This is a genomic window from Pseudomonas sp. NA-150 (genome assembly GCF_044336365.1).
GTDB lineage: Bacteria > Pseudomonadota > Gammaproteobacteria > Pseudomonadales > Pseudomonadaceae > Aquipseudomonas.
This window is the reverse complement of sequence record NZ_CP172305.1, coordinates 4,446,776-4,471,858: the sequence shown is the minus strand read 5'-3', so window position 1 is coordinate 4,471,858 and position 25,083 is coordinate 4,446,776. Positions and strand designations below refer to the sequence as shown.

Annotated in this window: 22 protein-coding genes and 1 pseudogene; 9 read left to right on the top strand and 14 right to left on the bottom strand. The window is 60.7% G+C overall.

What is annotated here, in order from left to right:
• Positions 1-5: 5 nt before the first annotated feature.
• Positions 6-626 (bottom strand): glutathione S-transferase family protein, encoded by a 621-nt coding sequence (locus ACF0H7_RS21185; RefSeq protein ID WP_397448818.1) that lies wholly within the window; start codon positions 624-626, stop codon positions 6-8.
• Between the two features lie 128 nt (positions 627-754).
• On the opposite strand from ACF0H7_RS21185, the gene ACF0H7_RS21180 reads away from it, so the two are divergent.
• Entirely contained in the window at positions 755-1,675 is a 921-nt protein-coding gene (locus ACF0H7_RS21180; protein WP_397448817.1) for a LysR substrate-binding domain-containing protein, read from the top strand.
• 89 nt (positions 1,676-1,764) lie between these two features.
• Here the strand turns inward: ACF0H7_RS21180 and csrA are convergent, their stop codons facing one another.
• The 3 genes from csrA to ACF0H7_RS21165 form a co-directional block, all read right to left on the bottom strand.
• Positions 1,765-1,953: a carbon storage regulator CsrA gene (gene csrA / locus ACF0H7_RS21175; protein ID WP_274131873.1), complete on the bottom strand. Its 189-nt coding sequence runs from the start codon at positions 1,951-1,953 to the stop codon at positions 1,765-1,767.
• Between the two features lie 473 nt (positions 1,954-2,426).
• On the bottom strand, positions 2,427-3,779 hold the full coding sequence (locus ACF0H7_RS21170; RefSeq protein WP_397448816.1) for a GntP family permease: 1,353 nt from the start codon (positions 3,777-3,779) through the stop codon (positions 2,427-2,429).
• A 131-nt stretch (positions 3,780-3,910) separates the two neighbouring features.
• Positions 3,911-4,402, bottom strand: coding sequence for a gluconokinase (locus tag ACF0H7_RS21165; RefSeq protein WP_397453970.1), 492 nt, complete (start codon positions 4,400-4,402; stop codon positions 3,911-3,913).
• A gap of 269 nt (positions 4,403-4,671) precedes the next feature.
• On the opposite strand from ACF0H7_RS21165, the gene ACF0H7_RS21160 reads away from it, so the two are divergent.
• Positions 4,672-5,688, top strand: a complete 1,017-nt coding sequence (locus tag ACF0H7_RS21160) for a LacI family DNA-binding transcriptional regulator (protein ID WP_397448815.1) — start codon at positions 4,672-4,674, stop codon at positions 5,686-5,688.
• Positions 5,689-5,796: 108 nt separating this feature from the next.
• Here the strand turns inward: ACF0H7_RS21160 and ACF0H7_RS21155 are convergent, their stop codons facing one another.
• The 5 genes from ACF0H7_RS21155 to glcD form a co-directional block, all read right to left on the bottom strand.
• Positions 5,797-7,971 (bottom strand): malate synthase G, encoded by a 2,175-nt coding sequence (locus ACF0H7_RS21155; RefSeq protein WP_397448814.1) that lies wholly within the window; start codon positions 7,969-7,971, stop codon positions 5,797-5,799.
• A gap of 144 nt (positions 7,972-8,115) precedes the next feature.
• Complete coding sequence (locus ACF0H7_RS21150; RefSeq protein WP_397448813.1) at positions 8,116-8,523, bottom strand: heme-binding protein; 408 nt, start codon at positions 8,521-8,523, stop codon at positions 8,116-8,118.
• Positions 8,524-8,571: 48 nt separating this feature from the next.
• Entirely contained in the window at positions 8,572-9,789 is a 1,218-nt protein-coding gene (gene glcF, locus ACF0H7_RS21145) for a glycolate oxidase subunit GlcF (protein WP_397448812.1), read from the bottom strand.
• A 3-nt stretch (positions 9,790-9,792) separates the two neighbouring features.
• Positions 9,793-10,857 (bottom strand): glycolate oxidase subunit GlcE, encoded by a 1,065-nt coding sequence (glcE, locus tag ACF0H7_RS21140; protein WP_397448811.1) that lies wholly within the window; start codon positions 10,855-10,857, stop codon positions 9,793-9,795.
• Complete coding sequence (gene glcD / locus ACF0H7_RS21135; RefSeq protein ID WP_397448810.1) at positions 10,857-12,356, bottom strand: glycolate oxidase subunit GlcD; 1,500 nt, start codon at positions 12,354-12,356, stop codon at positions 10,857-10,859. Before glcD ends, glcE begins: the two co-directional genes overlap by 1 nt.
• A gap of 234 nt (positions 12,357-12,590) precedes the next feature.
• Between glcD and glcC the strand changes: the two genes are divergently transcribed.
• The 3 genes from glcC (at position 12,591) to hppD (ending at position 15,472) form a co-directional block, all read left to right on the top strand.
• Complete coding sequence (gene glcC, locus ACF0H7_RS21130) at positions 12,591-13,358, top strand: transcriptional regulator GlcC (protein ID WP_397448809.1); 768 nt, start codon at positions 12,591-12,593, stop codon at positions 13,356-13,358.
• Positions 13,359-13,620: 262 nt separating this feature from the next.
• Complete coding sequence (maiA, locus tag ACF0H7_RS21125; RefSeq protein ID WP_397448808.1) at positions 13,621-14,253, top strand: maleylacetoacetate isomerase; 633 nt, start codon at positions 13,621-13,623, stop codon at positions 14,251-14,253.
• A 142-nt stretch (positions 14,254-14,395) separates the two neighbouring features.
• Positions 14,396-15,472, top strand: coding sequence for a 4-hydroxyphenylpyruvate dioxygenase (gene hppD, locus ACF0H7_RS21120; RefSeq protein ID WP_397448807.1), 1,077 nt, complete (start codon positions 14,396-14,398; stop codon positions 15,470-15,472).
• Positions 15,473-15,607: 135 nt separating this feature from the next.
• Here hppD and ACF0H7_RS21115 read toward each other — a convergent pair whose 3' ends face one another.
• Positions 15,608-16,396 carry an IclR family transcriptional regulator gene (locus tag ACF0H7_RS21115; RefSeq protein ID WP_397448806.1) on the bottom strand — a complete coding sequence of 263 codons (789 nt, stop codon included), beginning with the start codon at positions 16,394-16,396 and terminating at the stop codon, positions 15,608-15,610.
• A 122-nt stretch (positions 16,397-16,518) separates the two neighbouring features.
• On the opposite strand from ACF0H7_RS21115, the pseudogene hmgA reads away from it, so the two are divergent.
• Together hmgA and fahA are read left to right on the top strand one after the other, a co-directional pair.
• A pseudogene (gene hmgA, locus ACF0H7_RS21110) lies at positions 16,519-17,827 on the top strand (homogentisate 1,2-dioxygenase).
• Positions 17,824-19,125 carry a fumarylacetoacetase gene (gene fahA, locus ACF0H7_RS21105; protein WP_397448805.1) on the top strand — a complete coding sequence of 434 codons (1,302 nt, stop codon included), beginning with the start codon at positions 17,824-17,826 and terminating at the stop codon, positions 19,123-19,125. The pseudogene hmgA and the gene fahA overlap by 4 nt, the downstream one beginning before the upstream one ends.
• Positions 19,126-19,245: 120 nt before the next feature.
• On the opposite strand, the gene ACF0H7_RS21100 is transcribed toward fahA, so the two are convergent.
• The gene (locus tag ACF0H7_RS21100; protein WP_397448804.1) at positions 19,246-20,712 is read right to left on the bottom strand and encodes an amidohydrolase family protein; all 1,467 of its coding nucleotides are present in this window, start codon (positions 20,710-20,712) and stop codon (positions 19,246-19,248) included.
• 66 nt (positions 20,713-20,778) lie between these two features.
• Positions 20,779-21,753, bottom strand: coding sequence for a GlxA family transcriptional regulator (locus tag ACF0H7_RS21095; RefSeq protein ID WP_397448803.1), 975 nt, complete (start codon positions 21,751-21,753; stop codon positions 20,779-20,781).
• A gap of 131 nt (positions 21,754-21,884) precedes the next feature.
• Here ACF0H7_RS21095 and ACF0H7_RS21090 point away from each other — a divergent pair, with 131 nt between their 5' ends.
• The gene (locus tag ACF0H7_RS21090) at positions 21,885-22,565 is read left to right on the top strand and encodes a DJ-1/PfpI family protein (protein ID WP_397448802.1); all 681 of its coding nucleotides are present in this window, start codon (positions 21,885-21,887) and stop codon (positions 22,563-22,565) included.
• On the opposite strand, the gene ACF0H7_RS21085 is transcribed toward ACF0H7_RS21090, so the two are convergent.
• Positions 22,556-23,314 (bottom strand): SDR family NAD(P)-dependent oxidoreductase, encoded by a 759-nt coding sequence (locus ACF0H7_RS21085; protein ID WP_397448801.1) that lies wholly within the window; start codon positions 23,312-23,314, stop codon positions 22,556-22,558. The two genes, ACF0H7_RS21090 and ACF0H7_RS21085, sit on opposite strands and share 10 nt — an antisense overlap.
• Positions 23,315-23,434: 120 nt before the next feature.
• Between ACF0H7_RS21085 and ACF0H7_RS21080 the strand changes: the two genes are divergently transcribed.
• Entirely contained in the window at positions 23,435-24,340 is a 906-nt protein-coding gene (locus ACF0H7_RS21080; RefSeq protein ID WP_397448800.1) for a LysR family transcriptional regulator, read from the top strand.
• Positions 24,341-24,424: 84 nt separating this feature from the next.
• Here ACF0H7_RS21080 and ACF0H7_RS21075 read toward each other — a convergent pair whose 3' ends face one another.
• Positions 24,425-25,036: a TetR/AcrR family transcriptional regulator gene (locus ACF0H7_RS21075; protein WP_397448799.1), complete on the bottom strand. Its 612-nt coding sequence runs from the start codon at positions 25,034-25,036 to the stop codon at positions 24,425-24,427.
• Positions 25,037-25,083 lie beyond the last annotated feature (47 nt).

Here is a 25,083-nt window from a genome sequence, read left to right as displayed (position 1 = left end):
AAAACTCAGGCGTTGGCGAACAGGCCGACAGGGGTTCTCTGGAACGCCACGAAGCCTGGCAGTGCCTCGATGCGGGCCAGCCACGCCAGTACTTGCGGGTAGCCGGACAGGTCCACGTTACCTTCCGGAGCGCTGGAGATGTAGCTGTAGAGCGCTACGTCGGCCAGGGTCGGATGAGCACCCGCCACCAGCCAGTGCTGGCCTTGCAGCGTTTGCTCTACGAGTTTCAGGATGGTGTGGGCACGGGCGATCACGTCGGCGGCATCGAGCTTGGCGCCGAATACGGTAATCAAGCGCGCCGATGCCGGACCGCGCGCGATTTCACCCGCGGCCACTGACAGCCAGCGCTGTACTCGAGCCGCCGCTGCCGGTGCCTCAGGCAGCCAATCCGTTTTGCCGTACTTCTTGGCCAAGTACACCAGAATCGCCAGTGAGTCGCTGATCACCTCGCCCTCGTCGTCCAGCGCCGGCAATTGGCCGAACAGGTTCACTTTCAAAAACTCGGGCTCTTTCTGCGCTTTCACCGACAGATCGACATGAATCAGCGAATACTCGATACCCAGCAACGAGAGGAACAGGCGAACCCGATGAGAGTGGCCGGACAACGGGTACGAGTAGAGTTTCATGACGATTACCTTAGGCTGCAGGGTTTAAGGAAGTAGTGGTGATCACTCTAGTGAGGTTGGTGGCTTGAATAAATGCCGAAAAGGGAAGATCTTTACTCCGAAATATGGAGTAATCAGGGGGCGTGACGATGGATACGGTGCAGGCAATGCGAGTGGTGTTGGCCATCGTCGAGCAGGGCAGTCTGACCGCTGCTGCGGAGTTGCTCGGGGTTTCATTGCCGACTGTGGTCAGGGTCCTGGCATCGACCGAGCAGCATCTGGGCGTGCGGTTGTTCGAACGCACCACGCGGCAGGTGAGGATCACCGAAGAGGGGCGGTTGTACGCCGAAGTCTGTCGCACGGTGACCCGGGAAATCGGCGATATCGAAGATGTGTTTCGTGACAAGGAAAGCGAGCCCAGTGGCAATCTGACGATCACCGCGCCGATCTTGTTCGGCAGCCTGCACGTAGCGCCGGTGCTCAGCGGTTTCCTGGTGCGCTACCCGAACGTGTCGGTGACCCTGAATCTGATCGACCGGGTTGCTGACTTGCTGGAGGAGGGCATCGATATTGCGGTGCGCATCGGCCATGTCACGGCTCAGGACCTGGTGGTGTCGCGGGTGGGCCAGGTGCGGCGCTATTTGTGCGCCAGCCCGGCACTGCTGGCTCAACTGAAAACCATCAACACCCCGGAGGCCCTTGGCAGTGCGCCCTTCATTCGCTTGGGCGGCCTGGTGCTTGGCATGCAGTTGATGCTGCAGGACAAGGGTAAACCGCTGCCGGTGAAGATGAGTAATGTGCGCATGACCACCAATAACGGCGATGCGGCGATCACCGCGTGCCTCGCTGGCGTGGGCATCGGCTTTTTTCTGTCGTATCAGGTTCAGGACTTGATCGACGAAGGCAAGCTGCAACGGGTGTTGATCGATTACCAGCCCGAGCCGCTGCCGGTTTCACTGGTGTATCTGCCATCGCGGCGGGTGTCGAGCCGCTCACGGGCGTTCATTGCCTGGGCCAAAGAACAGCTTGGCGAGCGTTTGGTGCGGTTTGCCTCGGCGGAGCGTGAGTAAACCGGAGGCAAAAAAAACGGCGTCATGAGACGCCGGATAGCTGATCTGTAAAGGCAGACCGCTTTAGAAAGGGGGAAACAGTCACGAATTCATTGTGGGTCCTGATTGGGAGCAATCTCGGCCTGGATACGTTTGTAAATTTCTTCGCGATGCACAGAAACATTTTTCGGAGCGTTGATGCCCAAGCGGACCTGAAGGCCCTGGACGCCAAGAATCGTCACAGTGATCTCGTCACCGATGTTTATGCTTTCGCCTACTTTGCGGGTCAGTATTAACATAATCTTTTCCTTGATGGCCTCTTGAAGCGCCTCGACAAGAGGCTGGCATGCGTCTTGTGGCGTAATTGTTGCCGAGTACATCCAAATGCGTCCATCAATAAGACGTCATAAGTGCAAAATTAATTCCCCCGGAGCCCTTATCTGTCATCAAGACGACTATCTGGCAGGCCGGCGACGCATTTTTTGCTGCTCGCGGACCTGTTGATTACTTTAGAAGCGCTTGAGTGGATTGGCCATTCGGGAAAGAAAAATTACCGTGTCTGGCAACTGGGTTCGGTCATTCATTGAACCGCAAGGGCTATCGCTTTGCATTAAGACATTGGTATGTGGGCGCGCATACCAAGGTAGGAGCACCGGTCGGCGCTTGATGGCTCGAGGTAATGATTTCCGGCACCGCGCCGCTTCATTCGCAGGCTTGCCTGCGAAGCTTTTGCCCATCCCCACCGTGGCGGAGATGGACATTAGCAACAGCTTTAAACCACCATCGACAACAGCATGATAAAGATCAGGCCGACCACCGAGAGGATGGTTTCCATCGCGGTCCAGGTCTTGAAGGTTTCGGCGACGGTCATGTTGAAGTACTGCTTGACCAGCCAGAAGCCCGCATCGTTGACGTGGGACAGGATCAGCGAGCCAGCGCCTGTGGCCAGCACCAGCAGCTCACGGTTGACGCCCGGAATCAGGCCGACAACCGGCGCGACGATCCCGGCACCGGTGATGGTGGCCACGGTCGCGGAGCCGGTGGCGATCCGCACCACAGCCGCTACCAGCCACGCCAGCAAGATCGGCGAGATCTGTGCCTGCACCGCCATGTGGCCGATCACGTCACCCACGCCACTGGCGACCAGCATTTGTTTGAAGCCACCACCCGCACCCACGATCATCACGATCGCCGCAACTGGCGCCAGGCTTTGATCAAGCAGTTTCATGATTTTCTGACGGTCGAAACCACGGGCCGCGCCGAAGGTGTAGAACGCCAGCAGCAGGGCGGCGAGCAGCGCGGTGATCGGGTGACCGATGAAGTCCATCCACACACGAATGATGTTGCCATCCGGGACCACGATATCGGCCAGGGTCTTGAGCAGCATCAGGAACACCGGCAACAGAATCGTCACCAGGGTGATGCCGAAGCCCGGCAGGTTTTCAGTGCTGGATTCCTTGGCGATCTGATCCATCAGTTCTTGCGACGGAGTGCCGGGAATGTACTTGGAGATCCACTTGCCGTAGATCGGGCCGGCAATCATGGCGGTCGGCAGGGCGACGATCAGGCCATAGAAAATGGTCTTGCCGATGTCAGCATTGAAAATCCCGATTGCCAGCAGCGGCCCCGGATGCGGCGGGACCAGACCGTGGACCGCCGACAGGCCAGCCAGCAGTGGAATGCCGATCTTGACCACCGACAAACCGGTGCTGCGCGCAACGATGAACACCAGCGGAATCAGTAGCACGAAGCCGATTTCGAAGAACAGCGGGATGCCCACCAGGAATGCGGAAAACATCATCGCCCAGTGCACGCGGTCTTTGCCGAACACGCGAACCAGGGTGCGCGCGATCTGGTCGGCGCCGCCTGAATCGGCCATCAATTTACCGAGCATGGTGCCCAGCGCCAGCAAAATGCCGACGAATCCGAGCACGCCACCAAAGCCGTCCTGGAACGACTTCATGACCTTGTCCACCGGCATGCCGGACGTCAGGCCGAGGAAGCCGGAAGCGAGGGTCAACGCAACGAAAGGGTGGATCTTGAAGCGGGTGATCAACAGCACCAGGCCGATGATCGTCACAAGTGCATCGACCAGCAGGTACGTGTTTTGGGTCATACCAAACATGGGGTATCTCTCCAGTTTTATTTATTTTTTTGCAACCATGGAGCTTTTTGAACTACTGCTTAGGCAACATCAAGGTGAACCCAGGCCCGGGTTCACGTTACAAGACAGCGCTATCTTTGGCGTTCACGGCTTCAGGATTGCCGAGACGCAGCCCACCAGTCCGCTGCTTGCTCACCCAGGGTCTCGATCGGCTGTGTGGCGTCGACCGTCAGGGTCAGGGCTTCACCGGTCGGCGGCTCGAGGGTGGCGAACTGGCTGTCGATCAAGCTGGCTGGCATGAAGTGCCCAGGGCGGTGGCTGACACGTTCCTGCGCAACTTCGCGGCTCAATTCGAGGAACACGAAGCCCAGGTTTGGCACCGCATGACGCAGTTTTTCGCGATAAGACAACTTGAGAGCCGAACAGGCCAGCACTGGACGTTCGCCATTGGCGACGGCCTTGGCCAGTTCCTCGCCGAGGATGTCGAGCCAACCGGCACGGTCTTGATCATTGAGGGGGTGGCCAGCACTCATCTTTTCGATGTTGGCGGCGGGGTGAAAGGCATCGCCTTCGATCAGGTGACCTTCGCTGCGGTGGGCAATGGCTTTGCCGACTTCGCTTTTGCCGCAGCCGGAAACACCCATCACCACGAGGGCGGAAATAGCAGTATTCATAATCACCTCAGCTGGAGACAGCGCTGTCTTTGGCGGCTAGTACAAAGGGCCGGCCAGGCTGCTTCCAGTTATTGTCTTGTTTTTGGGTCAATCGTTCGAACGTCAATCGCTGCATACATTGCTCGTAACCATAAAGGTGCGAATAAGTAGCGAGGAAAGCATTGCGGGAATTTGCGAGACAGCGCTACCTTAGAGCCCATTCGCTATCTTTGGCAACCCCTCTGAGTTATTGGCAGCACATGACACGCATTGGTTCCCGCTCTACTGGCCGTCCTACCTTGAACGAAGTCGCACGTCTGGCGGCGGTTTCACCGATCACCGCGTCCCGTGCCTTGCGTGGAATTTCCACGGTTGCGCCGGAGCTGGTGGAGAAGGTGAGGGCGGCGGCTTTGAGTCTAGGCTATGTGGCCAATCCGGCGGCGCGGGCGCTGGCGTCGTCGCAAAGCCAGACCGTGGTGGTACTGGTGCCGTCGCTGTCCAACCAACTGTTCATCGAAACCCTGGAGGCGATTCAGGGCGTGTTGCGCACTCGGGGCCTGGAAGTGGTGATCGGTAACTATCACTACTCGCCGGAGGAAGAAGAGAGCCTGCTGCGCAACTATTTGGCCAACCGCCCGCGAGGCCTGCTGCTGACCGGGTTCGATCACACGCCGGCGGTGCGTCAGTTGCTGGCGGCCAGCGGCGTGCCCTGCGTGCACATGATGGAGCTGCACTCCGGGCGCGATGATTACTGCGTGGGGTTTTCCCAGGAACAGGCCGGAGCCGAGGCGGCGCGGCACCTGTTGGGGCGCGGTCGCAAGCGCCTGGCCTACATCGCCGCGCAGCTTGATCCACGGGTGTTGCAGCGTGGCGATGGGTTTCGCCGGGTGCTACGGGAAGCCGGTGCGTTTGACCCAGCGTTGGAAGTCATGTCACCGCTGCCATCTTCCATTGGCTTGGGCGGCGAGTTGTTCGCGCAATTGATGGAGCGTCATCCTGACGTTGATGCGGTGTTCTTCTGCAACGACGACCTGGCCCAGGGCGCGACCCTGGAAGCACTGCGCCGAGGCATCGCGATTCCCCAACGGGTGGCGATGATCGGCTTCAACGACCTGCCGGGATCGGCGCACATGGTGCCGCGTCTGACCTCGATTCGTACGCCACGGGAGGAAGTCGGGCAGCGTGCGGCGCAGTTGTTGTTGGGGTTGCTGGACGGGGTGGTGCAGGAGCCGCAGGTGGACCTGGGTTTTGAAGTGGTGGTGCGCGAGAGCACCTGAGCCTATAGGCGCCCAGATCCACCTGCAGGAGTTGCCGTAGGCTGCGATGCGATTTCACTGACAGATCGCCATCGCAGCCTGCGGCAGCTCATACAGGTTTCCACGTAGTTACTGCTGCTTGAATACCAAGCGGAAATCATGCAGCAACGGCTCGGTATAACCGCTCGGTTGCGCACAGCCCTTGAACACCAAATCACAGGCGGCCTTGAACGCTACCGAGGTGTCGAAGTGCCCGGCCATCGGCTTATACAACGGATCCCCTGCATTTTGCTGATCGACCACCGCAGCCATGCGCTTCAGGGTGTCCAGGACCTCGGCTTCACTGATCACCCTATGGCGCAGCCAATTGGCCATGTGTTGGCTGGAAATCCGCAGCGTCGCGCGGTCTTCCATCAAGCCGACGTTGTGAATGTCCGGCACCTTGGAACAGCCCACACCTTGTTCGACCCAACGCACCACATAACCCAACAAACCCTGGGCATTGTTTTCCACTTCTTCGCGGATCTGCTCCGGCGTCCAGCGCGCGTCGGGTGAGACCGGAATGGTCAGCAGGTCGTCGAGGATCTGCTCGCTGACGCTGGCCAAATCAACCTTTTCCAGCCCTTCCTGAATCGCCTTCACATCGACCTTGTGATAGTGCAGCGCGTGCAACGTTGCAGCCGTCGGCGAGGGCACCCAGGCGGTGTTGGCGCCGGCTTTCGGATGCGCGATTTTCTGTTCCAGCATGTCGGCCATCAGGTCGGGCATCGCCCACATACCCTTGCCGATCTGCGCCCGACCGCGCAGCCCGCAGGCCAGGCCGACCAGCACGTTGCTGCGTTCATAGGCCTTGATCCACGGCGTGTTCTTCATCTCGCCCTTGCGCAGCATCGCGCCGGCTTCCATCGAGCTGTGCATCTCGTCGCCGGTGCGATCGAGGAAGCCGGTGTTGATAAACGCTACCCGTGCCGACGCCGCCGCGATGCAGGCCTTGAGGTTGACGCTGGTGCGCCGCTCTTCGTCCATGATCCCCATTTTCAAGGTGTTGCGCGGCAGCTTGAGCAGGTCTTCGACGCGGCTGAACAGTTGCTCGGCGAACGCGACTTCGGCCGGACCGTGCATTTTCGGTTTGACGATGTACACGCTGCCGGTGCGCGAATTGCCCTTGCGCTGGAGGTCATGCAAGGCGATCAGGCTGGTGACCACGCCGTCGAGTATGCCTTCGGGAATCTGCTTGCCTTCGCCGTCGACAATCGCCGGGTTGGTCATCAGATGGCCGACGTTGCGGATGAACAGCAGCGAGCGGCCATGCAGCTTGAGCGGGCTGCCATTGGCGCCGGTGTACTCGCGGTCGGCATTGAGGCGGCGGGTGATAGTCTTGCCGCCCTTGAACAGGTCTTCAGTGAGGTCGCCCTTCATCAGGCCGAGCCAATTGCGATAGACCGAAACCTTGTCGTCGGCATCCACCGCCGCCACCGAGTCTTCGCAGTCGATGATGGTCGACACCGCTGCTTCCAACAGCAGGTCCTTGACCCCGGCAGCATCGGTTTGACCGATAGGGCTGCTGGCATCGATCTGGATCTCGATGTGCAGGCCGTGGTTCTTCAGCAGGATCGCATGCGGTTGCGAGGCATCGCCTTGATGACCGACGAACCTGTCTGCTTCCTGGAGTGAAGTGTTTTTGCCGTCGTTCAGCGTCACAACCAACAGACCGTTGTCGACCGAATAGCGCTGGGCATCGGCGTGGGAGCCGCTGGCCAACGGTGCTGCTTCATCGAGGAAGGCGCGGGCGAAGGCGACGACTTTGGCGCCACGCAACGGGTTATAGCCGCTGCCTTTTTCCGCGCCGTCGGTTTCCGGGATCACATCGGTGCCGTACAGCGCGTCATACAGCGAACCCCAGCGCGCGTTGGCGGCGTTCAGGGCATAGCGGGCGTTGACCGCCGGGACCACCAGTTGCGGGCCGGCCTGGCTGCTGACTTCGACGTCGATATTGGCCGTGGAGGCTTGGACATGCGCCGGCTGCGGTTGCAGGTAACCGATGGAGGTCAGGAAGGCGCGATAGGCGGGCATGTCCTGGATCGGACCGGAGTGCGCACGATGCCAGGTGTCCAGTTCGGTTTGCAGGCGATCACGTTCGGCCAGCAGTTTGCGGTTCAGCGGCGCCAGTTCATGCACCAGGGCATCGAAGCCTTTCCAGAACGCCTCGCGCTCCAGGCCAGTGCCCGGCAGCACGTCGTCATCGATGAAACGTTGCAGGTTACCCGCGACCTTCAGGCGCTGGCAGGTGACGAAATCGGTCATTTCAGGATCTCCGTACAATCATTAATCGGTGTTGCGCCATTCGCCTGTAGGAGCGAACTTGTTCGCGAGGCGCCCTATTTGGCACACCGCATCAAGCTGCTCGCCAACAAGTTGGCTCCTACAGAGGATTGCAGTGAAGGCGATTTACTTGGCGCCGAAGATGTCAGCCCCGGCCTTGGCCACCTGTGCATCCTGATCGGCTTTTACCCCGGACACGCCCACCGCACCAATCACCTGGCCATCGACAATCACCGGCACGCCGCCTTCCAGCGAGGTCAGCAGGGGCGCGGTGACAAACGCAGTGCGCCCGCCGTTGACCATGTCTTCATAACTCTTGGTCTCACGGCGACCCAGCGCCGAGGTGCGGGCTTTTTCGGTGGCGATGTAGGCACTGGCCGGCGCGCATCCGTCGAGACGCTCCAGGGCCAATAGATGACCGCCGTCGTCGGCGATGGCGATGGTCACCGCCCAGTTGTTTTTCTGCGCTTCAGCGCGGGCGGCGGCGAGGATCTGGCTGACTTCGGTCTGGCTCAATACGCTTTTGGTTTTCATGAAACTCTCCGACAAAAAAAGGGGGGGCAATCAAGGTGTTGGAACCGATTAATGCAAGGCGTCTTCGACCATTTCGATCCAGTGCCTGACCGGGGTACGGCCGGCGCTGTCGAGGTGAGTCTGGCAGCCGATGTTAGCGGTGACGATCACCTGCGGTTGACCGCTTTCCAACGCGTTCAGTTTGTTATCGCGCAACTGCTGCGACAGTTCCGGTTGGGTCATTGAATAGGTGCCTGCCGAACCACAACACAGGTGTGCATCGGGCACGGCGGTGAGGTTGAAGCCGAGGCGGATGAGCACGCTTTCCACCGCGCCGCCGAGTTTCTGCGCATGTTGCAAGGTGCACGGGCAGTGGAAGGCCAAGCGTAGATCACTGTGCACGCCAAGGGTTTCCAGCGGTTCGTCGCGCAACACTTCCACCAGGTCCTTGGTCAAGGCACTGACCCGCTGCGCCTTGGCCGCGTAGGCCGGGTCGTCCTTGAGCAAATGCCCGTAGTCCTTGACGAAGGCGCCGCAGCCGCTGGCCGTCTGCACGATGGCTTCGGCGCCGCTTTCCAGGCTCGGCCACCAGGCGTCGATGTTGCGTCGGGCGCGATTCAAGCCCGCTTCCTGGGCATTCAAGTGATAGTCCACCGCGCCGCAGCAACCGGCCTGGCTGATGGGCGTGACGCTGATCCCCAGCCGATCCAGTACCCGTGCCGTGGCGGCGTTGGTGTTGGGTGACAGCGCCGGTTGCACACAGCCTTCCAGCATCAATACGCGCCGCGTGTGACGTTGCGTCGGTCGCGCCTTGGCCGGGTGAATCTGCCGAGGCAGTTTGCATTTGATCGCGTCGGGCAGCAGCGGGCGGAAGCTTTGGCCCAGGGACAGCAGGGTCTTGAACAGTCCGGCGTTGGGCACCACAGCACGCAAACCCATGCGCAGCAGACGTTGGTCCAGCGGCCGTGGCACCGCGCGGTCAACCACTTCGCGGCCGATGTCCAGCAAGTTGTGGTAGTCGACCCCGGACGGGCAGGTGGTTTCGCAATTGCGGCAGCTCAGGCAGCGGTCCAGGTGTAACTGGGTTTTTTCCGTGACGTGGTTGCCTTCCAGCACTTGCTTGATCAGGTAGATGCGCCCGCGCGGGCCGTCCAGCTCATCACCTTGCAACTGATACGTCGGGCAGGTGGCGTTGCAGAAGCCGCAATGCACGCAGCTACGCAAGATACTCTCGGCTTCTTCCGCGCGGGGCAGACGTTTGGCCTGTTCGCTTAATGTGGTCTGCATGGTTCAGATCCCTGCGTACATTCGGCCCGGGTTGAAAATCCCCTGCGGGTCGAGTTGTGCCTTCAGTTGGCGGTGGTAGCGCAACAATGGATTGGCCAGCGGTTGGAACGGGCTGTCGCTGACGCCGTGGCTGTAACAGAGGGCGTGGCCACCGACTTCGCTGGCAATAGTCTGGATTGCTTCCGCGCCGGCATCTGATTTCAGCCAGCGTTGTGCGCCACCCCAGTCGATCAACTGTTCGCCGGGCAAGGCCAGATGGCCGATATTGTTGGGTAGCGACAGCCGCCACAACGGTAAGCCTTCGTTGAAAAAAGCCAGGCGTTGTTGGTTCAGATCGTCCCAGTACGAAGGCGCCAGCACCTCGCCGCCGAGGCGATCATGGGCTGCCGCCACCGAACCTTCGCCGCCTTCCAGGCGCAAGCGCAACACCTTTCCATCATGGCTGGCGGCGCTGATGGGCATCGGTTGCTGCCCCCACTCCGCGAGTTTCAGCAGCGCCCGGTCAATGTTCATTTCCAGGGCAATGCTGCTGCACTGGCGAGGTTTCGGCAGCACTTTGAGCGAGACTTCGGTGAGCAGGCCGAGGCAGCCGAAACTGCCCGCCAATAGACGCGAGAGGTCGTAACCGGCAACGTTTTTCATCACCTCGCCGCCGAAGCGCAGGTGCTTGCCGTGGCCAGTGATGACCCGAGTGCCTAGCACAAAATCGCGCACCGAGCCGGACCATGGTCGGCGCGGGCCGGACAGCCCGGCAGCGACCATGCCGCCGACCGTGGCGTCGTCGCCGAAGGACGGCGGTTCGCAGGGCAGCATTTGTCCCTGCGCATCCAGCGCCGCGCACAGTTCGCTGAGTGGCGTGCCGGCCCGCGCGGTGATCACCAGTTCCGTCGGGTCATAGGTGACGATGCCGCGATGGGGGCGGGTGTCGATGATCTCGCCCGCCACCTCGCGCCCGAGAAAAGCTTTGCTGTTGCCGCCCTGAATGCGCAGCGGTGTACTGTTTTGCAGCGCTTGATTGACCTGTTCGAGCAGCGCGGCGCTGGCGTCGAGATTGACTGGGTTCAGCATCAAAAACGCTCCAGTTCAGGGAAGGGCAGTTTCCCCATGTGCACATGCATGGCACCGAATTCGGCGCAGCGGTGCAGGGTCGGAATGTTTTTGCCCGGATTGAGCAGGCCGCTGGGATCGAAGGCAGCTTTTACGGCATGGAACAGGGTCAGTTCATCGCTGTTGAACTGGGCGCACATCTGGTTGATTTTCTCGCGGCCAACGCCGTGCTCGCCGGTGATGCTGCCACCGACCTTGACGCACAACTCAAGAATCTTGCCGCCCAGGGCTTCGGCGCGATCCAGTTCGCCGGGTTGGTTGGCATCGAACAGAATCAACGGGTGCATGTTGCCGTCGCCGGCATGGAACACGTTGGCCACGCGCAATCCGTACTCTTCGGACAACGCGGTGATGCCCTGCAACACGCCCGGCAGCTCACGGCGCGGGATGGTGCCGTCCATGCAGTAATAGTCCGGTGACAAGCGTCCGACAGCAGGGAATGCATTTTTGCGCCCGGCCCAAAACCGTACGCGCTCGGCTTCGTCGCGGGCCAGACGCACTTCGGTGGCGCCGGCTTTTTCCAGCACTTCGCGGACCCGGTTACAGTCGTCGTGGACGTCGGCTTCGACGCCATCCAACTCGCACAGCAGAATGGCTTCTGCGTCCACCGGATAACCGGCGTGGATGAAATCTTCGGCGGCGCGAATCGCCAGGTTATCCATCATCTCCAGACCACCGGGAATGATGCCGGCGGCAATGATGTCGGCCACCGCATGCCCGGCTTTTTCCACCGAGTCGAAGGCGGCCAGTAGCACTCTCGCCACCTGTGGTTTAGGCAACAGTTTGACCGTGACTTCGGTGATGATGCCGAGCATGCCCTCCGAGCCGGTGAACAGCGCCAGCAGGTCGAAGCCCGGCGAGTCCAGCGCGTCGGAGCCGAGGGTCATGCGTTCGCCCTCGACCGTTAGAATCTCCACTTTCAGCAGGTTGTGCACGGTCAGGCCGTATTTCAGGCAGTGCACGCCGCCTGCGTTTTCCGCGACGTTGCCGCCGATCGAGCAGGCAATCTGCGACGACGGGTCAGGGGCGTAATACAGGTCGTAAGGCGCGGCGGCCTGGGAGATCGCCAGGTTGCGTACGCCCGGCTGCACGCGGGCCGAGCGCGCGGCGGGATCGATGTGGAGGATTTGATTGAAGCGCGCCATCACCAGCAACAGACCTTTTTCCAGCGGCAGCGCGCCGCCGGACAGACCAGTCCCGGCGCCTCGGGCGACCACCGGCACTTCCATTTCGTGACACAGCTTGAGCAGGGTTTCGACCTGCTCAATGGTGCGCGGCAGCACCACCATCATCGGTGTGGTGCGGTAAGCCGACAGTCCGTCGCACTCATAAGGCTTGAGTTCTTCCTCGCGATGGAGGATTTCCAGATCCGGCAGGTGTTCGCGCAGGGCCAGGTACAGGTGCGCTTTGTCGGTGTCAGGCAGGGCACCGTCGACGCGTTCGTCGTACAAAATGTTCATGGTGAGCTGATAACCCTGAATTTGTTGTTATGAGGGACCGCTTTACCGAATAGGCACACTTGCATCATTGGCCGCGTGGGCCTTACTGTCCACGTATTAGCGGTGTGGTCGAACCAGTTTTTTTCTGGTTAAGACCTGATTTGTTTAATAAATTCATTATTTATCAATTGGTTATGATTGTTCATTTGAGTGCTGGTTTTATTTTTTGTGACTGGTCATACCAGTGGAGTGCGCATGAACAGTCCTACTTCGCCCCGTGCACCGCAGGTCGCTGACGTGGTGTGTGAGCGTATCGAGCGCTTGATCGTCGATGGCGTGTTGAAAACCGGGCAAATCCTGCCCTCCGAGCGGCGTCTGACGGAAAAGCTCGGGGTGTCGCGCACTGCCTTGCGCGAGGGCCTGAAACTGCTGCGCGCCCGAGGCATTATCGAGACCTCACAGGGCAAGGGCTCGTTCGTTGCCCAGCTGTCGAACCACGGCACCGACTCGCCGTTGATGCACCTGTTCGGCTCGCAGCCGCGTACCCTGTACGATTTGTTTGAAGTGCGCAGCCTGCTGGAAGGGGAGTCGGCGCGGCTGGCGGCCCTGCGCGGCACCGACGCCGATTTTGTGATGATCACTCGCAGCTACGAAGCGCTGATCGCCGCCCATGAACAGCCGCTGGAAGCCTCAAGCCATGCGCGGCTCGACCATGCCTTTCACCTGGCGATTTGCGAGGCGTCGCACAACCCGGTGCTGGTGCAGACTTTGCGCTCACTGACCGATCTGCTGCTCAACACCGTGTTTGCCTCGGTCAACAATCTGTACCACCGCGAACCGCAAAAACGCCAGATCGACCGCCAGCACGCGCGGCTGTACAACGCGGTGACCGGGCGCTTGCCTGAACAGGCGCGCAAGGCGGCCATTGCGCATATCCAGAGCATCAGCGAAAACCTTAAGGATATCGAGAACGAGGAACAGCGGTTGGTGAGGTCAACGTTACGGCTGGAAGGCTGGACCTGATGTGATGAGAGAGCATCTGTAGGCGCTGCCGAAGGCTGCGAACTCGCCGACCGGAAGGCCGTTCCGGCCTTATCGCAGCCTGCGGTGAACTCCTGCAGGTCTTGTGTTGATCACAACTACGCCCGCTTGACATCGACACCTATCTCCCGCAATTTACGCATTGCGTAACTGAATTACGATTAATCTCGAAACCATAACAAACAGACACGTCTCCCGAAGCTATCCTCTATAGGTAGAGAACGTGCACAGCAGGCAGCCCACCGTGGATCTATTTACCTACTACCGTTCGACCTCCAGCTACCGGGTGCGCATCGCGCTGGCCTTGAAAGGGCTGACGTTCGAGGCGATCCCGGTGAACCTGATTCGTGACGGTGGCGAACAGCTCAAACCCGAGTATCGCGCCATCGATCCCCAGGGCAGGGTGCCTGCGCTGCGTCTGGAGAGTGGCGAGGTGATCATCCAGTCGTCGGCGATCATCGAGTACCTCGAGGAGCGTTATCCGCAGCCCGCGTTGTTGCCCAAGGACCTGGTCCAGCGCGCACAGCAGCGGGCGGTCGCCGCGTTGATCGGTTGCGATATCCATCCGCTGCACAACGTCTCGGTGCTGAATCGCTTGCGCGGTCTGCCGCTCAAGGAGCCCGAGGTGGTGGCCTGGATCGATCACTGGATCACCCAGGGTTTCACCGCCGTGGAGGCGCTGATCGGCGATGAGGGCTTTTGTTTCGGCGAGGTGGGGTTGGCGGACGTGTTCCTGTTGCCGCAACTCTATGCAGCCCGTCGTTTTAACGTGGACCTGAGCGATTACCCAAGGATTTGCCGGGTCGAAGCGTTAGCACTGCACCATACAGCGTTCCAGACCGCGCACCCCGATGCGCAATCCGACAAGCCAGAGTGATTGAGGCAACATGAAAATCCTGGGCTTACAGTTGATCTTCGGCGACTTCCTCGCCCGTAGCGTGCGGGGCATTTCCTGCGCTCCGCCCGTTTGAGAGTGACTGCGCGCGTTTTCCTCTCTCTCAATTGCAAGGAGCCAGACCATGGCTGATTTATACGAAAACCCGATGGGCCTGATGGGCTTCGAATTCATTGAGTTCGCTTCGCCGACGCCGAACACCCTGGAGCCGGTGTTTGAAATCATGGGCTTCACCAAAGTCGCCAATCACCGCTCGAAGAACGTCTCGCTGTATCGGCAAGGCGGGATCAACCTCATCCTCAACAACGAACCGCACAGCGTCGCCTCGTACTTCGCTGCCGAGCACGGCCCCTCAGTGTGCGGCATGGCGTTCCGGGTCAAGGACGCGCAGCAAGCCTACAACCGTGCGCTGGAACTGGGCGCGCAGCCGGTGGAAATCGCCACCGGCCCAATGGAGCTGCGTCTGCCGGCGATCAAAGGCATTGGCGGTGCGCCGCTGTACCTGATCGACCGTTTTGGCGAAGGCACCTCGATTTATGACATCGACTTCAACTTTATCGAAGGTGTGGAACGCCATCCGGTGGGCGCGGGCCTGAAATTCATCGACCACCTGACCCACAACGTCTATCGCGGGCGCATGGCGTATTGGGCCAACTTCTACGAAAAACTGTTCAATTTTCGTGAAATTCGCTATTTCGACATCAAAGGCGAGTACACCGGTCTGACCTCCAAAGCGATGACCGCGCCGGACGGCATGATTCGCATCCCGTTGAATGAAGAGTCGTCGAGGGGGGCGGGGCAGATCGAAGAGTTTTTGATGCAGTTCAATGGCGAAGGCATCCAGCACGTAGCGTTCTTCACCGACGACCTGATCAAGACCTGGGACGCGCTGAAAGCGATCGGCATGCGCTTCATGACCGCGCCGCCGGACACCTATTACGAGATGCTGGAAGGGCGGCTGCCCAACCATGGCGAGCCGCAGGACCAATTGCAGGCACGCGGTATCTTGTTGGACGGCTCCTCGGATGGCGGCGAGCGTCGCCTGTTGCTGCAAATTTTCTCGGAAACCCTGATGGGGCCGGTGTTCTTCGAATTCATCCAGCGCAAGGGTGACGACGGCTTTGGCGAGGGCAACTTCAAGGCGTTGTTTGAATCGATTGAGCGCGATCAGGTGCGGCGTGGGGTGTTGACGGCGGATTGATGGGGTGGGGTGCGTTCCAATTGTAGGAGCTGCCGACGGCTGCGATTGACCGGGAACCGGTCACAAAAAGAATGAAGATCCTTTGGATCTTATCGCAGCCTGCGGCAGCTCCTACCGTTCAGATGTGCATCCCGTTCAGGTCGGTAAGGTCCCACCCATCCGCGCACTGATCGCCTGGGTGGTCTTCAACAGTTGCTTCGCCGCCACATCCTGCACGTCGCTGGTAAACACCGACGCCGAGCCGACCACCGTCAGCACGCCCGCCAGTTTGTTACCCATGGTAAACACCGGCGACGACACCGCGTTGACTCCGGCCATCAACATCCCATGGATCTGATGCACTCCGGTGCTGCGGATTTCCTTGATGTGTTTGTCGACTTCCTTGAGCTGTTTTGCGCTCAGCGACGCCGATTCCAGTTCGCGCAACGCTGCGGTTTCATTGGCCGCGAGGAAGGTGTTGAACACCAGTCCGGTGGACGAGCTGAGCAGCGGCAGTACCGAGCCGATCTGCGTCACCAGAGTCACCGCGCCGATCGATTGTTCGACGTAGACCACGGTCGGCCCTTTGTTGCCCCACACCGCGAGAAAGCAGGTTTCGTTCAGCTCATCGCGCAGCGCCACCAGGTGCGGCGCGGCGATTTTCAGTACGTCCAGTTGCCCCAGCGCCGCCAGCCCGACCTGCAGCGCTTCGCGTCCCAGGCCATAGTGATTGGTGGCGACGTCCTGCTCGGCAAAGCCGCTGTCCACCAGCGCCTGCAAGTAGCGATGGACCTTGCTCGCCGGCATGCCGACGTGCTCCGCGAGTTTCGACAGGGAAGTGGCCGGGGCCAGTTCGGCCAAGGCTTTGAGGATGCCCACACCGACTTCAGCCGACTGAACTTTTTGCTGCCGTCCGCCTGCTGGGCTTTCGATTTCCGCTGTCATGGGGAGGTATACGCCGGTCTGAGAAGGCTGCTTTATAGCTTGACCTCATGACAAACTCAAATTACGTTATGCGTAATTGAATTACGACAATAAAACCTGAAGTCTCACGACAAGAGGTCGAGATGTTTACCAGCCAATCTCCCGAAGGCCTGACCTACCAAAGCGGCTTCGGCAACCAGTTCAGCAGCGAAGCGTTGCCCGGCGCCTTGCCGGTCGGGCAGAACTCACCGCAAAAGCACAGCCACGGCCTGTACACCGAATTGCTGTCGGGCACGGCTTTCACCGTACCGCGCGCAGAGGCTCGGCGCACCTGGTTGTACCGGATCAAGCCTTCGGCGTCGCACCCACGCTACGAGCGGCTGGCGCGGCAGATTGTCGGTCAGGAATCCGGCCCGATCAGCCCGAATCGCCTGCGTTGGAACGCTGTTGATATTCCCGGCGAAAAAACCGATTTCATCGACGGTTTGATCGGAATGGCGCGAACCTCGGCAGCGGATCAGGCGGAGGGCGTGAGCATTTACCTATACGCCGCCAATGCTTCCATGGACCGCGCGTTTTTCAATGCCGACGGTGAGTGGCTGATCGTCCCGCAAAGCGGCCGTCTGCGGCTGATCACCGAGCTGGGCGTGCTGGATATCGAACCGCAGGAAATCGCAGTGATCCCCCGTGGCATGAAGTTCAGCGTGCAACTGCTGGACGCGAGCGCCCGGGGTTATATCTGCGAAAACCACGGCTGCGCCCTGCGCCTGCCGGACACTGGGGCCGATTGGCAGCAATGGGCTGGCCAATCCGCGGGACTTTCTCGCGCCGGTCGCCCGTTTCGAGGAACGTGATGAGCCGCGGGTGCTGGTGCAGAAATTTCTCGGTGAACTGTGGTCCACTCAGCTCGATCATTCGCCGTTCGACGTGGTGGCGTGGCACGGCAACAACGTGCCGTACAAATACGACCTGCGCCGTTTCAACACCCTCGGCAGCATCAGTTTCGACCACCCGGACCCGTCGATCTTCACGGTATTGACCGCGCCGGGGCCGGTCCACGGTCAGGCCAATATCGATTTCGTGATCTTCCCGCCGCGTTGGCTGGTGGCGGAAAACACCTTCCGTCCGCCGTGGTTCCATCGCAACTTGATGAATGAGTTCATGGGCCTGATCGATGGCGCCTACGATGCCAAGGCCGAGGGCTTTACCCCCGGCGGTGCGTCGCTGCATAACTGCATGAGCGCCCACGGCCCGGACAACGCTACCGTGGAGAAGGCGATTGCCGCCGAGCTCCAGCCGCACAAGATCGACAACACCATGGCGTTCATGTTCGAGACCGGCAAAGTGCTGCGCGCCAGCCGCCATGCCCTCGACTGCCCGCAACTGCAGACTGATTACGATGCCTGCTGGTCAGGCATGGCCAAGACTTTCGACTCAGGGAATCACGCATGAGCACTTCTTCGAACCACCGTAGCTGGGTTGCCTCGGCCAACGGCCACCCCGATTTTCCACTGCAAAACCTGCCGCTGGGCGTGTTCAGTCGCCCGGGCTTGAGCAAGCGCGGTGGCGTGGCCATCGGCGACATGATTCTCGACCTGCGTGCCGCGCTGGAGGTGGGCTTTTTCAACGGCGCCGCGCGCGATGCTGCCGAAGCCGCCAGCCGCGATCAGCTCAACGATTTTTTCGCGTTGGGCGCGTCGGCCAGGCAAGCCTTGCGCAGTGAGTTGCTGCACCTGCTGGACGAATCCAGCCCGCAGTTGGCGCGTTTGCGGCCACTGGCGGACAGCGTGTTGCATCCCATGGCCGAGTGCGAGATGCACGTTCCGGCGCGCATTGGCGACTACACCGATTTCTACGTCGGCATTCATCATGCAATGAACGTCGGCAAGTTGTTCCGACCCGACAACCCGCTGTTGCCCAACTACAAGTACGTACCGATTGGTTACCACGGTCGGGCGTCGACCATCTGCATCTCTGAAACGGCAGTCAAGCGCCCCAACGGCCAGACCCTGGCGCCAGGTGCGACAGTGCCGGAGTTCGGTCCGAGCAAGCGGCTGGATTACGAGCTGGAAATGGGCGTGTGGATCGGACCGGGCAATGCCATGGGCGAAGCCATTGCGATTGGCGATGCTGCGCAACACATCGCCGGTTTCTGCCTGCTCAACGACTGGTCGGCGCGCGACCTGCAAGCCTGGGAATACCAGCCGCTGGGGCCGTTTCTGTCGAAGAGCTTTGCCACCAGCATCTCGGCCTGGGTGGTGACCGCCGAAGCGCTGGCGCCGTTCCGCCGTGCGCAGCCGGCTCGGCCTGAAGGTGATCCGCAGCCGCTGCCCTATTTGTTGGACGCGGCCGATCAGCAGGGCGGGGCGCTGGACATCGAGCTGGAAGTGTTGCTGTTCACCCCGCAGATGAAAGAACAGGGCCTGGCGCCGCATCGGCTGGCACTGAGCAATACCCAGAACATGTACTGGACCGTGGCGCAGATGGTCGCGCACCACAGCGTCAACGGCTGCAAGCTGCAACCGGGTGATTTGCTGGGCACCGGCACGCTGTCCGGGCCACATGCGGGGCAGTTCGGCAGCCTGCTGGAAATGAGCGACGGCGGAAAAAATGCCATTGCCTTGCCAAGCGGCGAAAGCCGGCGCTTCCTCGAGAACGGCGACGAAGTGATCTTCCGCGCCCGTTGCCAGCGAGAGGGCTTTGCGTCGATTGGTTTTGGTGAGTGTCGCGGGATTTTGCTCGGAGCTTGAGGGGTATCAACCTGTAGGAGCTGCCGCAGGCTGCGATAAGGCCGGAGCGACCTTCACGCAAACACGGCTGGTTCCCAGCCGATCGCAGCCTGCGGCATCTCCTACAGGGTATGTGTTCAGTCAGGAGTATCGGTTGAATCCCTCACTCAATCCGGCACCGCGCGGCAAGAATCTCCCTTGCCGTGCTCCCTGCGACTGCCCCTCGGCATAGCTCAACACTCCGTTGACCCACACCCCGTCAATCCCCTCGGCAGCCTGCTGCGGGTTTTTGAAGTCGGCGACATCCCGCACCCGCTGCGGGTCAAACAACACCAAATCTGCCCAGTAACCCTCGCGAATTTCCCCGCGCTCATGCAAGGCGAATCGGGCAGCGGTCAGGCCGGTCATCTTGTGCACGGCGGTGTGCAGGGGGAACAAGCCCAGGTCGCGGCTGAAGTGGCCGAGTACGCGTGGGAAGGCACCCCACAAACGCGGATGTGGAAACGGGTCTTCCGGCAAGCCATCGGAGCCGATCATTGACAGCGGGTGCGCCAGAATGCGCTGCACGTCCTGCTCGTCCATGCCGTAATACACCGCGCCTGCGGGTTGCAGTGTGCGTGCCGTGTCCAGCAGCGAGAGATTCCACTCGGCGGCGATGTCGAGCAAGTCGCGCCCGCTCTGTTCGGGGTGTGGCGTCGACCAGGTGATGGTGATTCGATGCGCGTCGGTGACTTGCTTGAGGTCCAGCGTCGACGAACTGGCGGCATACGGATAGCAGTCACAGGCCACCGGATGCTGCCGCGCGGCCTGTTCCAGTGCACTGAGCAACTGCGGACTGCGCCCCCAGTTACCGGCCCCGGCGCATTTCAAATGCGAGATCACCACCGGGGAGCGGGCATGCAGGCCAATGCGAAAGGCTTCGTCCATCGCCTCCAATACTGGCTCGAACTCACTGCGCAGATGGGTGGTGTACAGCGCACCGAAGGCGTTCAGTTCTTCGGCCAGTTGCAACACTTCATCGGTCTCGGCAGAGAACGCCGAGGCATAGGCCAGGCCGGTGGAAAGGCCCAGTGCGCCGGCCTCGAGGCTGTCGCGCAGTTGTTCGCGCATGGCGGCGATTTCCGCAGGCCGGGCAGTGCGGTACAAATCGTCCAGATGGTTGCTGCGCAACGCCGTGTGGCCGACCAACGCCGCGACGTTAACCGCCGGCCGCGCCGCATCCACCGCCGCGCGGTAATCGCTGAAACGCGGATAGACGAAGGCCGCGGCAGTGCCCAGCAGGTTCATTGGGTCCGGCGGGTCACCGGCCAGGCTGACCGGTGAAGCGCTGATGCCACAGTTGCCGACAATCACGGTGGTCACGCCCTGGCTTATTTTCGGCAGCATCTCAGGCTTGCGGATCACCACCGTGTCGTCATGGGTATGCACATCGATGAAGCCCGGCGCCAGCACGCGGCCGTTGGCGTCGACCTCATCGGTGGCCGTTGCACCGCTGAGGTCACCGATGCGCTGGATGCGGCCTTGGTGAATGGCAACATAGGCCGGGTAACCGGGTGTGTTGCAGCCGTCGATGATCAGGGCGTTGCGAATCAACAGGTCGTAATGCATGGCAGTCGCTCAACAGCAGCAATTCAAGGAATGGGGTGATTCTATGTCGAATGCGGGTTCGGTGTTTCACTCGGCGGCAAAGCGCTCGCGATAGGCCTGAGGCGTCACCGCAATCGCCCGCAAAAAACTGCGGCGCAGGGTTTCTTCGGTGCCGAAACCGCAACGACTGGCCACTCGCTTGATCGGCAACACTGTATCGCCCAACAGCCGCCGCGCGGCCTCAACCCGCAGTTGTTCGATGGCCCGCGCCGGCGTACTGCCGGTTTGCGCGCGGTAGTGGCGCACGAAGCTGCGTTCGCTCATGCCCACCCGTTCAGCGAGGACCGCCACCGATAAGTCCGCGCTGAGGTTTTCCGCGATCCAGGCATGCAACTCGCTAAAGCGTCCGGCGTTGTTTTGCAGGGCCAGGGTCGCGCTGAACTGCGACTGGCCGCCAGGGCGTTTGAGAAACACCACCAGGTGTCGGGCCACGGCCAGCGCCAGGTCATGGCCGAGGTCCTCTTCGACCAAGGCCAGCGCCAGGTCGATGCCGGCGGTGATCCCGGCCGAAGTCCAGAGCTTGCCGTCGTTGATGAAGATCGGATCGGCCTCGACGTGCAGGGCGGGGTAGCGTCGGGCCAGCTCCGCGCAGCGACTCCAGTGCGTGACCACTCGTTTCCCGTCGAGCAACCCACCTGCCGCCAATAGAAACGCGCCGCTGCACACCGACGCCACGCGTCGTGCGTTGAGCGCTTGGATTTGTAGCCAGTTCAGCAACTGTGGGTTATCCGCCGCCGCATCGATCCCGCGACCACCGGCAATCAGCAGGGTGTCGCACGGCTGGTCGGCCGTTGGCAGGGGCAAGGTGATCAAGCCGAGTCCAGCGGAAGACATCACCGAAGACCCTTCGGCGGCAATCACCTTGAGCGAGTAGGGCGCTGCACGGCCCTGTTTGGCCATCAGTTCGTTGGCCGAGGCGAACACCTGCACGGGGCCAGACACGTCGAGCAATTGCACGTCGGGAAAGGTCAGTACATACAGGGTTTTGAGGGTGTCGGGCATGATTGCCTCGGGTGTAAAGCGGTTTTGGCGGAAAGTGTGGGTTATCTGGCGTATCTGCCAAAGGCTAGCGGACTACAGTCAGTACGTCCACCGCCAATCCACTGGCCAACCATGAACCAGGAGACACCGCAATGACCCTGCACATCGGCTTACTTGTGTTCCCCAACGTGCAACAACTCGACCTGACAGGTCCTTATGATGTGTTCGCCTCATTGCCCGATGTCACCGTGCACCTGATCTGGAAGAACCTTGAGCCGATCCGTTCCAGCACCGGGCTGATGCTGAGCCCGAGCGTGGATTTCGCCAACTGCCCGGCGCTGGAGGTGATCTGCATCCCAGGCGGTACCGGGGTCAATCCGTTGATGGAAGACGAGGAGACGTTGGGATTTATCCGCCATCAAGCCGCCAATGCGCGTTTCATCACGTCGGTATGCACCGGGGCTTTGGTATTGGGCGCAGCAGGCTTATTGCGCGGACGCCGGGCCACCACCCATTGGGCGTCCCACGGCTTGCTCGAAGCCTTTGGCGCGATTGCGGTGCAGGAACGGGTGGTGCGCGATGGCAACTTGATGAGCGGCGGCGGGGTCACGGCGGGCATCGATTTCGCCTTGACCTTGACCGCCGAACTGTTCGGCGATCAGGAAGCGCAGGCGACGCAGTTGCAAATGGAATACGCGCCAGCGCCACCCTTCAACTCAGGTCGTCCAGAGAACGCCCCGGCGGAGGTGCTGGCGCTGGCACGTCAACGCGGGGCGGCGCTATTGGCCCAGCGCGAACAGATCGTTGCGCGGGTCGTGGCCGGTCAGAGGTAAACGCCGCCTGCGGCTTCGATGCGTTGGCCATTGATCCAGCCACTGCCTTCACCCAACAGCATCGAGATGGCGCCGCCGATGTCATCCGCCTGGCCCACGCGGCCCAAAGCGGTAGCGTTGGCAATGTTCTGATTGACCTGCGGGTTGTCGCGGACCATGCCGCCGCTGAAATCGGTGGCGATCGCGCCGGGGGCCAAGGTGTTGACGCGGATCCGGCGCGGGCCAAGCTCCAGCGCCAGGTAGCGGGTCATTACTTCCATACCGCCCTTCATCATGGCGTAGGCGCTTAAGCCTGGCATGGAGAAGCGCGCCAGACCCGAGGAAATATTGACGATCCGGCCTTCGTCGGCGATCAATGGCAGCAAGCCCTGGGTCAGGAAGTACGGGCCTTTCAGGTGAATATTCACCATTTGGTCGAACTGCGCTTCCTGAACCTCAACGAAGGGCACATGCAAACCGACGCCGGCATTGTTGATCAGGAAATCGAAGGTTGTACGGGAGAACGTGGTGTTCAAGGTGTTAGCGACCTCGGCGACAAACCCGGCGAAGGTGCTGCTCTGGCTGACGTCCAACTGCAACATCACCGCACGAGCGCCGAGTTTCTCGACCTCGCTGATCACTGCTTGGGATTCGGCGAGGTTGCTGTGGTAAGTGCCGATGATGTCGACGCCCTGTGCGGCGAGGTGCAGCGCCGCGCTTCGGCCGAGTCCACGGCTGGCGCCGGTAATGAGTGCGATGTTACGAGTCATGGCGTGTTCCTCAGGGGGATGTAAAGCAGTCGAGGAAGTGTATTTATCCGCTGGTTGGTGATAAACAGGACAAAATCGGAATCACTGGTCGGATAAGCCGAACAATACAAGGCATTACCCATGAACAAACTGGAATTGCTCAAGACCTTCATTCGGGTCACCGAACTGTCGAGTTTTACCCAGGCGGGCGAGAGTCTGGGGTTGCCGCGCTCGACGGTTTCGGAACAGGTTCAGGCACTGGAAGCCCTGCTGGGCGCGCGCTTGCTGCACCGCACCACACGCAAGGTGCAGGTGACGCAGGACGGCTTGGTGCTCTACGAACGGAGCAAGAACCTGCTGTCGCACATGGATGAACTGGAAGGCTTGTTTCGTCAAACCGGCGCGGTGTTGGCCGGACGCCTGCGGGTCGACATGCCCAGCATCCTGGCGCGCAAAGTGTTCATGCCGCAGTTGCCGGAATTCATTGCGCGGCATCCACAGATCGAATTGGAAATCAGCAGCACCGACCGCCGGGTCGACTTGGTGCGAGAAGGGTTCGATTGTGTGTTGCGGGTCGGCGCGCAACCGGATCAATCCATCGTCGCGCGGCCCATCGGTCAGGTGCGGATGATCAACTGCGTCAGCGCGGGGTATGTGCGTGAATACGGGATTCCGCAGACCCTTGAGGATCTGGCCACGCATCGGCTGGTGCATTATGTGAGTGTGTTGGGCTCGCGCTCGGAAGGTTTTGAATACCAGCTCAACGGCAAGCATCGGCAAGTCGCGATGGTTGGCGGGATCACGGTCAATAACGTCGAGTGCTACTCCGCGGCCTGCGCTGCGGGACTGGGGATTGTGCAAGTGCCGCACATGGGCGCGCGCGACTTGCTGGCCAGCGGTGAATGGATCTCGGTGTTGCCGGATCACGTGCCGGCGCCGATGGAGGTGTCGTTACTCTATGCACAGCAACAGCACATGCCGGAGCGGTTGAGGGTGTTCATGCAATGGCTGGAGGCGTTGTTTCAGGCGTATGCGCAGGAGGCTTGAATCACGCCAGGCCATTCGTAGGCAAGCCTCCCACAGCCCCTGTGCCAGGCCCAAAAATTACCGTAGATACCGTTTTGACCCTCACTAAGCAATTTCATACCAACCCAAAAACATATCCAGCGTCGACTCGATCACCACCGTCTGCATCTCCGGCGTCAGTGGCGGTTCGTTGCGCAGGATTTGTGGCCAGAAGGCGAACGCCTTGAGCAGTGCATGAATCTGGTTGGCGGCGAAGCTCGGGTCGATCGGCTTGAAACGACCATCGGCCTGTGCCGCGCTGATCCAGCCGTTGAAACCTTGTTCGCGTTCGCTGACCCGCCGTAACATGCTTTCTGCGCGCTCCGGCGAGTGAATGGTTGCCGCCGTGGCCACCCGCGCCAGGTCAAGGAAATTGCTGTCCGCCAGGGTCGCCATCTTTGCCGCCAGCAACTCATGCAACTGATCGCGTAACGGGCGATCATGGTGGTAGCTCACGTCCAGCAGCTCTTTACTGCTGGCCCACAACTTCTGAAGAATTTCGGCGAACAGTTCCTCTTTACTGGGGAAGTGGTTGTACACCGTGCGCTTGGACACCTCGGCCGCAGCAGCGATCTTGTCCATGCTGGTGACGTCAAAACCGTTGGCGCGAAACTCGGCAATGGCCGCCTGGACAATGGCTTCGCGTTTTCGGTCGGTCAGGCGTAAAGGGGCTTTCATAGGTTCGCTTCGGACAGGCGGATCGGAAAAAATACACTCGGCAGTTT

Excerpts from the sequence above, each read along its gene's own strand:
- glcE (WP_397448811.1), bottom strand. The coding sequence starts at position 10,857 with ATGCTGAACCCAGTCAATCTCGACGCCAGCGCCGCGCTGCTCGAACAG.
- csrA (WP_274131873.1), bottom strand. The coding sequence starts at position 1,953 with ATGTTAATACTGACCCGCAAAGTAGGCGAAAGCATAAACATCGGTGAC.
- ACF0H7_RS21155 (WP_397448814.1), bottom strand. The coding sequence starts at position 7,971 with ATGACCGATTTCGTCACCTGCCAGCGCCTGAAGGTCGCGGGTAACCTG.
- ACF0H7_RS21170 (WP_397448816.1), bottom strand. The coding sequence starts at position 3,779 with ATGTTTGGTATGACCCAAAACACGTACCTGCTGGTCGATGCACTTGTG.
- ACF0H7_RS21100 (WP_397448804.1), bottom strand. The coding sequence starts at position 20,712 with ATGCATTACGACCTGTTGATTCGCAACGCCCTGATCATCGACGGCTGC.
- ACF0H7_RS21075 (WP_397448799.1), bottom strand. The coding sequence starts at position 25,036 with ATGAAAGCCCCTTTACGCCTGACCGACCGAAAACGCGAAGCCATTGTC.
- ACF0H7_RS21180 (WP_397448817.1), top strand. The coding sequence starts at position 755 with ATGGATACGGTGCAGGCAATGCGAGTGGTGTTGGCCATCGTCGAGCAG.
- ACF0H7_RS21085 (WP_397448801.1), bottom strand. The coding sequence starts at position 23,314 with ATGACTCGTAACATCGCACTCATTACCGGCGCCAGCCGTGGACTCGGC.
- glcC (WP_397448809.1), top strand. The coding sequence starts at position 12,591 with ATGAACAGTCCTACTTCGCCCCGTGCACCGCAGGTCGCTGACGTGGTG.
- glcD (WP_397448810.1), bottom strand. The coding sequence starts at position 12,356 with ATGAACATTTTGTACGACGAACGCGTCGACGGTGCCCTGCCTGACACC.
- glcF (WP_397448812.1), bottom strand. The coding sequence starts at position 9,789 with ATGCAGACCACATTAAGCGAACAGGCCAAACGTCTGCCCCGCGCGGAA.
- ACF0H7_RS21115 (WP_397448806.1), bottom strand. The coding sequence starts at position 16,396 with ATGACAGCGGAAATCGAAAGCCCAGCAGGCGGACGGCAGCAAAAAGTT.
- ACF0H7_RS21150 (WP_397448813.1), bottom strand. The coding sequence starts at position 8,523 with ATGAAAACCAAAAGCGTATTGAGCCAGACCGAAGTCAGCCAGATCCTC.
- fahA (WP_397448805.1), top strand. The coding sequence starts at position 17,824 with ATGAGCACTTCTTCGAACCACCGTAGCTGGGTTGCCTCGGCCAACGGC.
- ACF0H7_RS21165 (WP_397453970.1), bottom strand. The coding sequence starts at position 4,402 with ATGGGTGTTTCCGGCTGCGGCAAAAGCGAAGTCGGCAAAGCCATTGCC.
- ACF0H7_RS21080 (WP_397448800.1), top strand. The coding sequence starts at position 23,435 with ATGAACAAACTGGAATTGCTCAAGACCTTCATTCGGGTCACCGAACTG.
- ACF0H7_RS21160 (WP_397448815.1), top strand. The coding sequence starts at position 4,672 with ATGACACGCATTGGTTCCCGCTCTACTGGCCGTCCTACCTTGAACGAA.
- hppD (WP_397448807.1), top strand. The coding sequence starts at position 14,396 with ATGGCTGATTTATACGAAAACCCGATGGGCCTGATGGGCTTCGAATTC.
- ACF0H7_RS21090 (WP_397448802.1), top strand. The coding sequence starts at position 21,885 with ATGACCCTGCACATCGGCTTACTTGTGTTCCCCAACGTGCAACAACTC.
- ACF0H7_RS21185 (WP_397448818.1), bottom strand. The coding sequence starts at position 626 with ATGAAACTCTACTCGTACCCGTTGTCCGGCCACTCTCATCGGGTTCGC.
- ACF0H7_RS21095 (WP_397448803.1), bottom strand. The coding sequence starts at position 21,753 with ATGCCCGACACCCTCAAAACCCTGTATGTACTGACCTTTCCCGACGTG.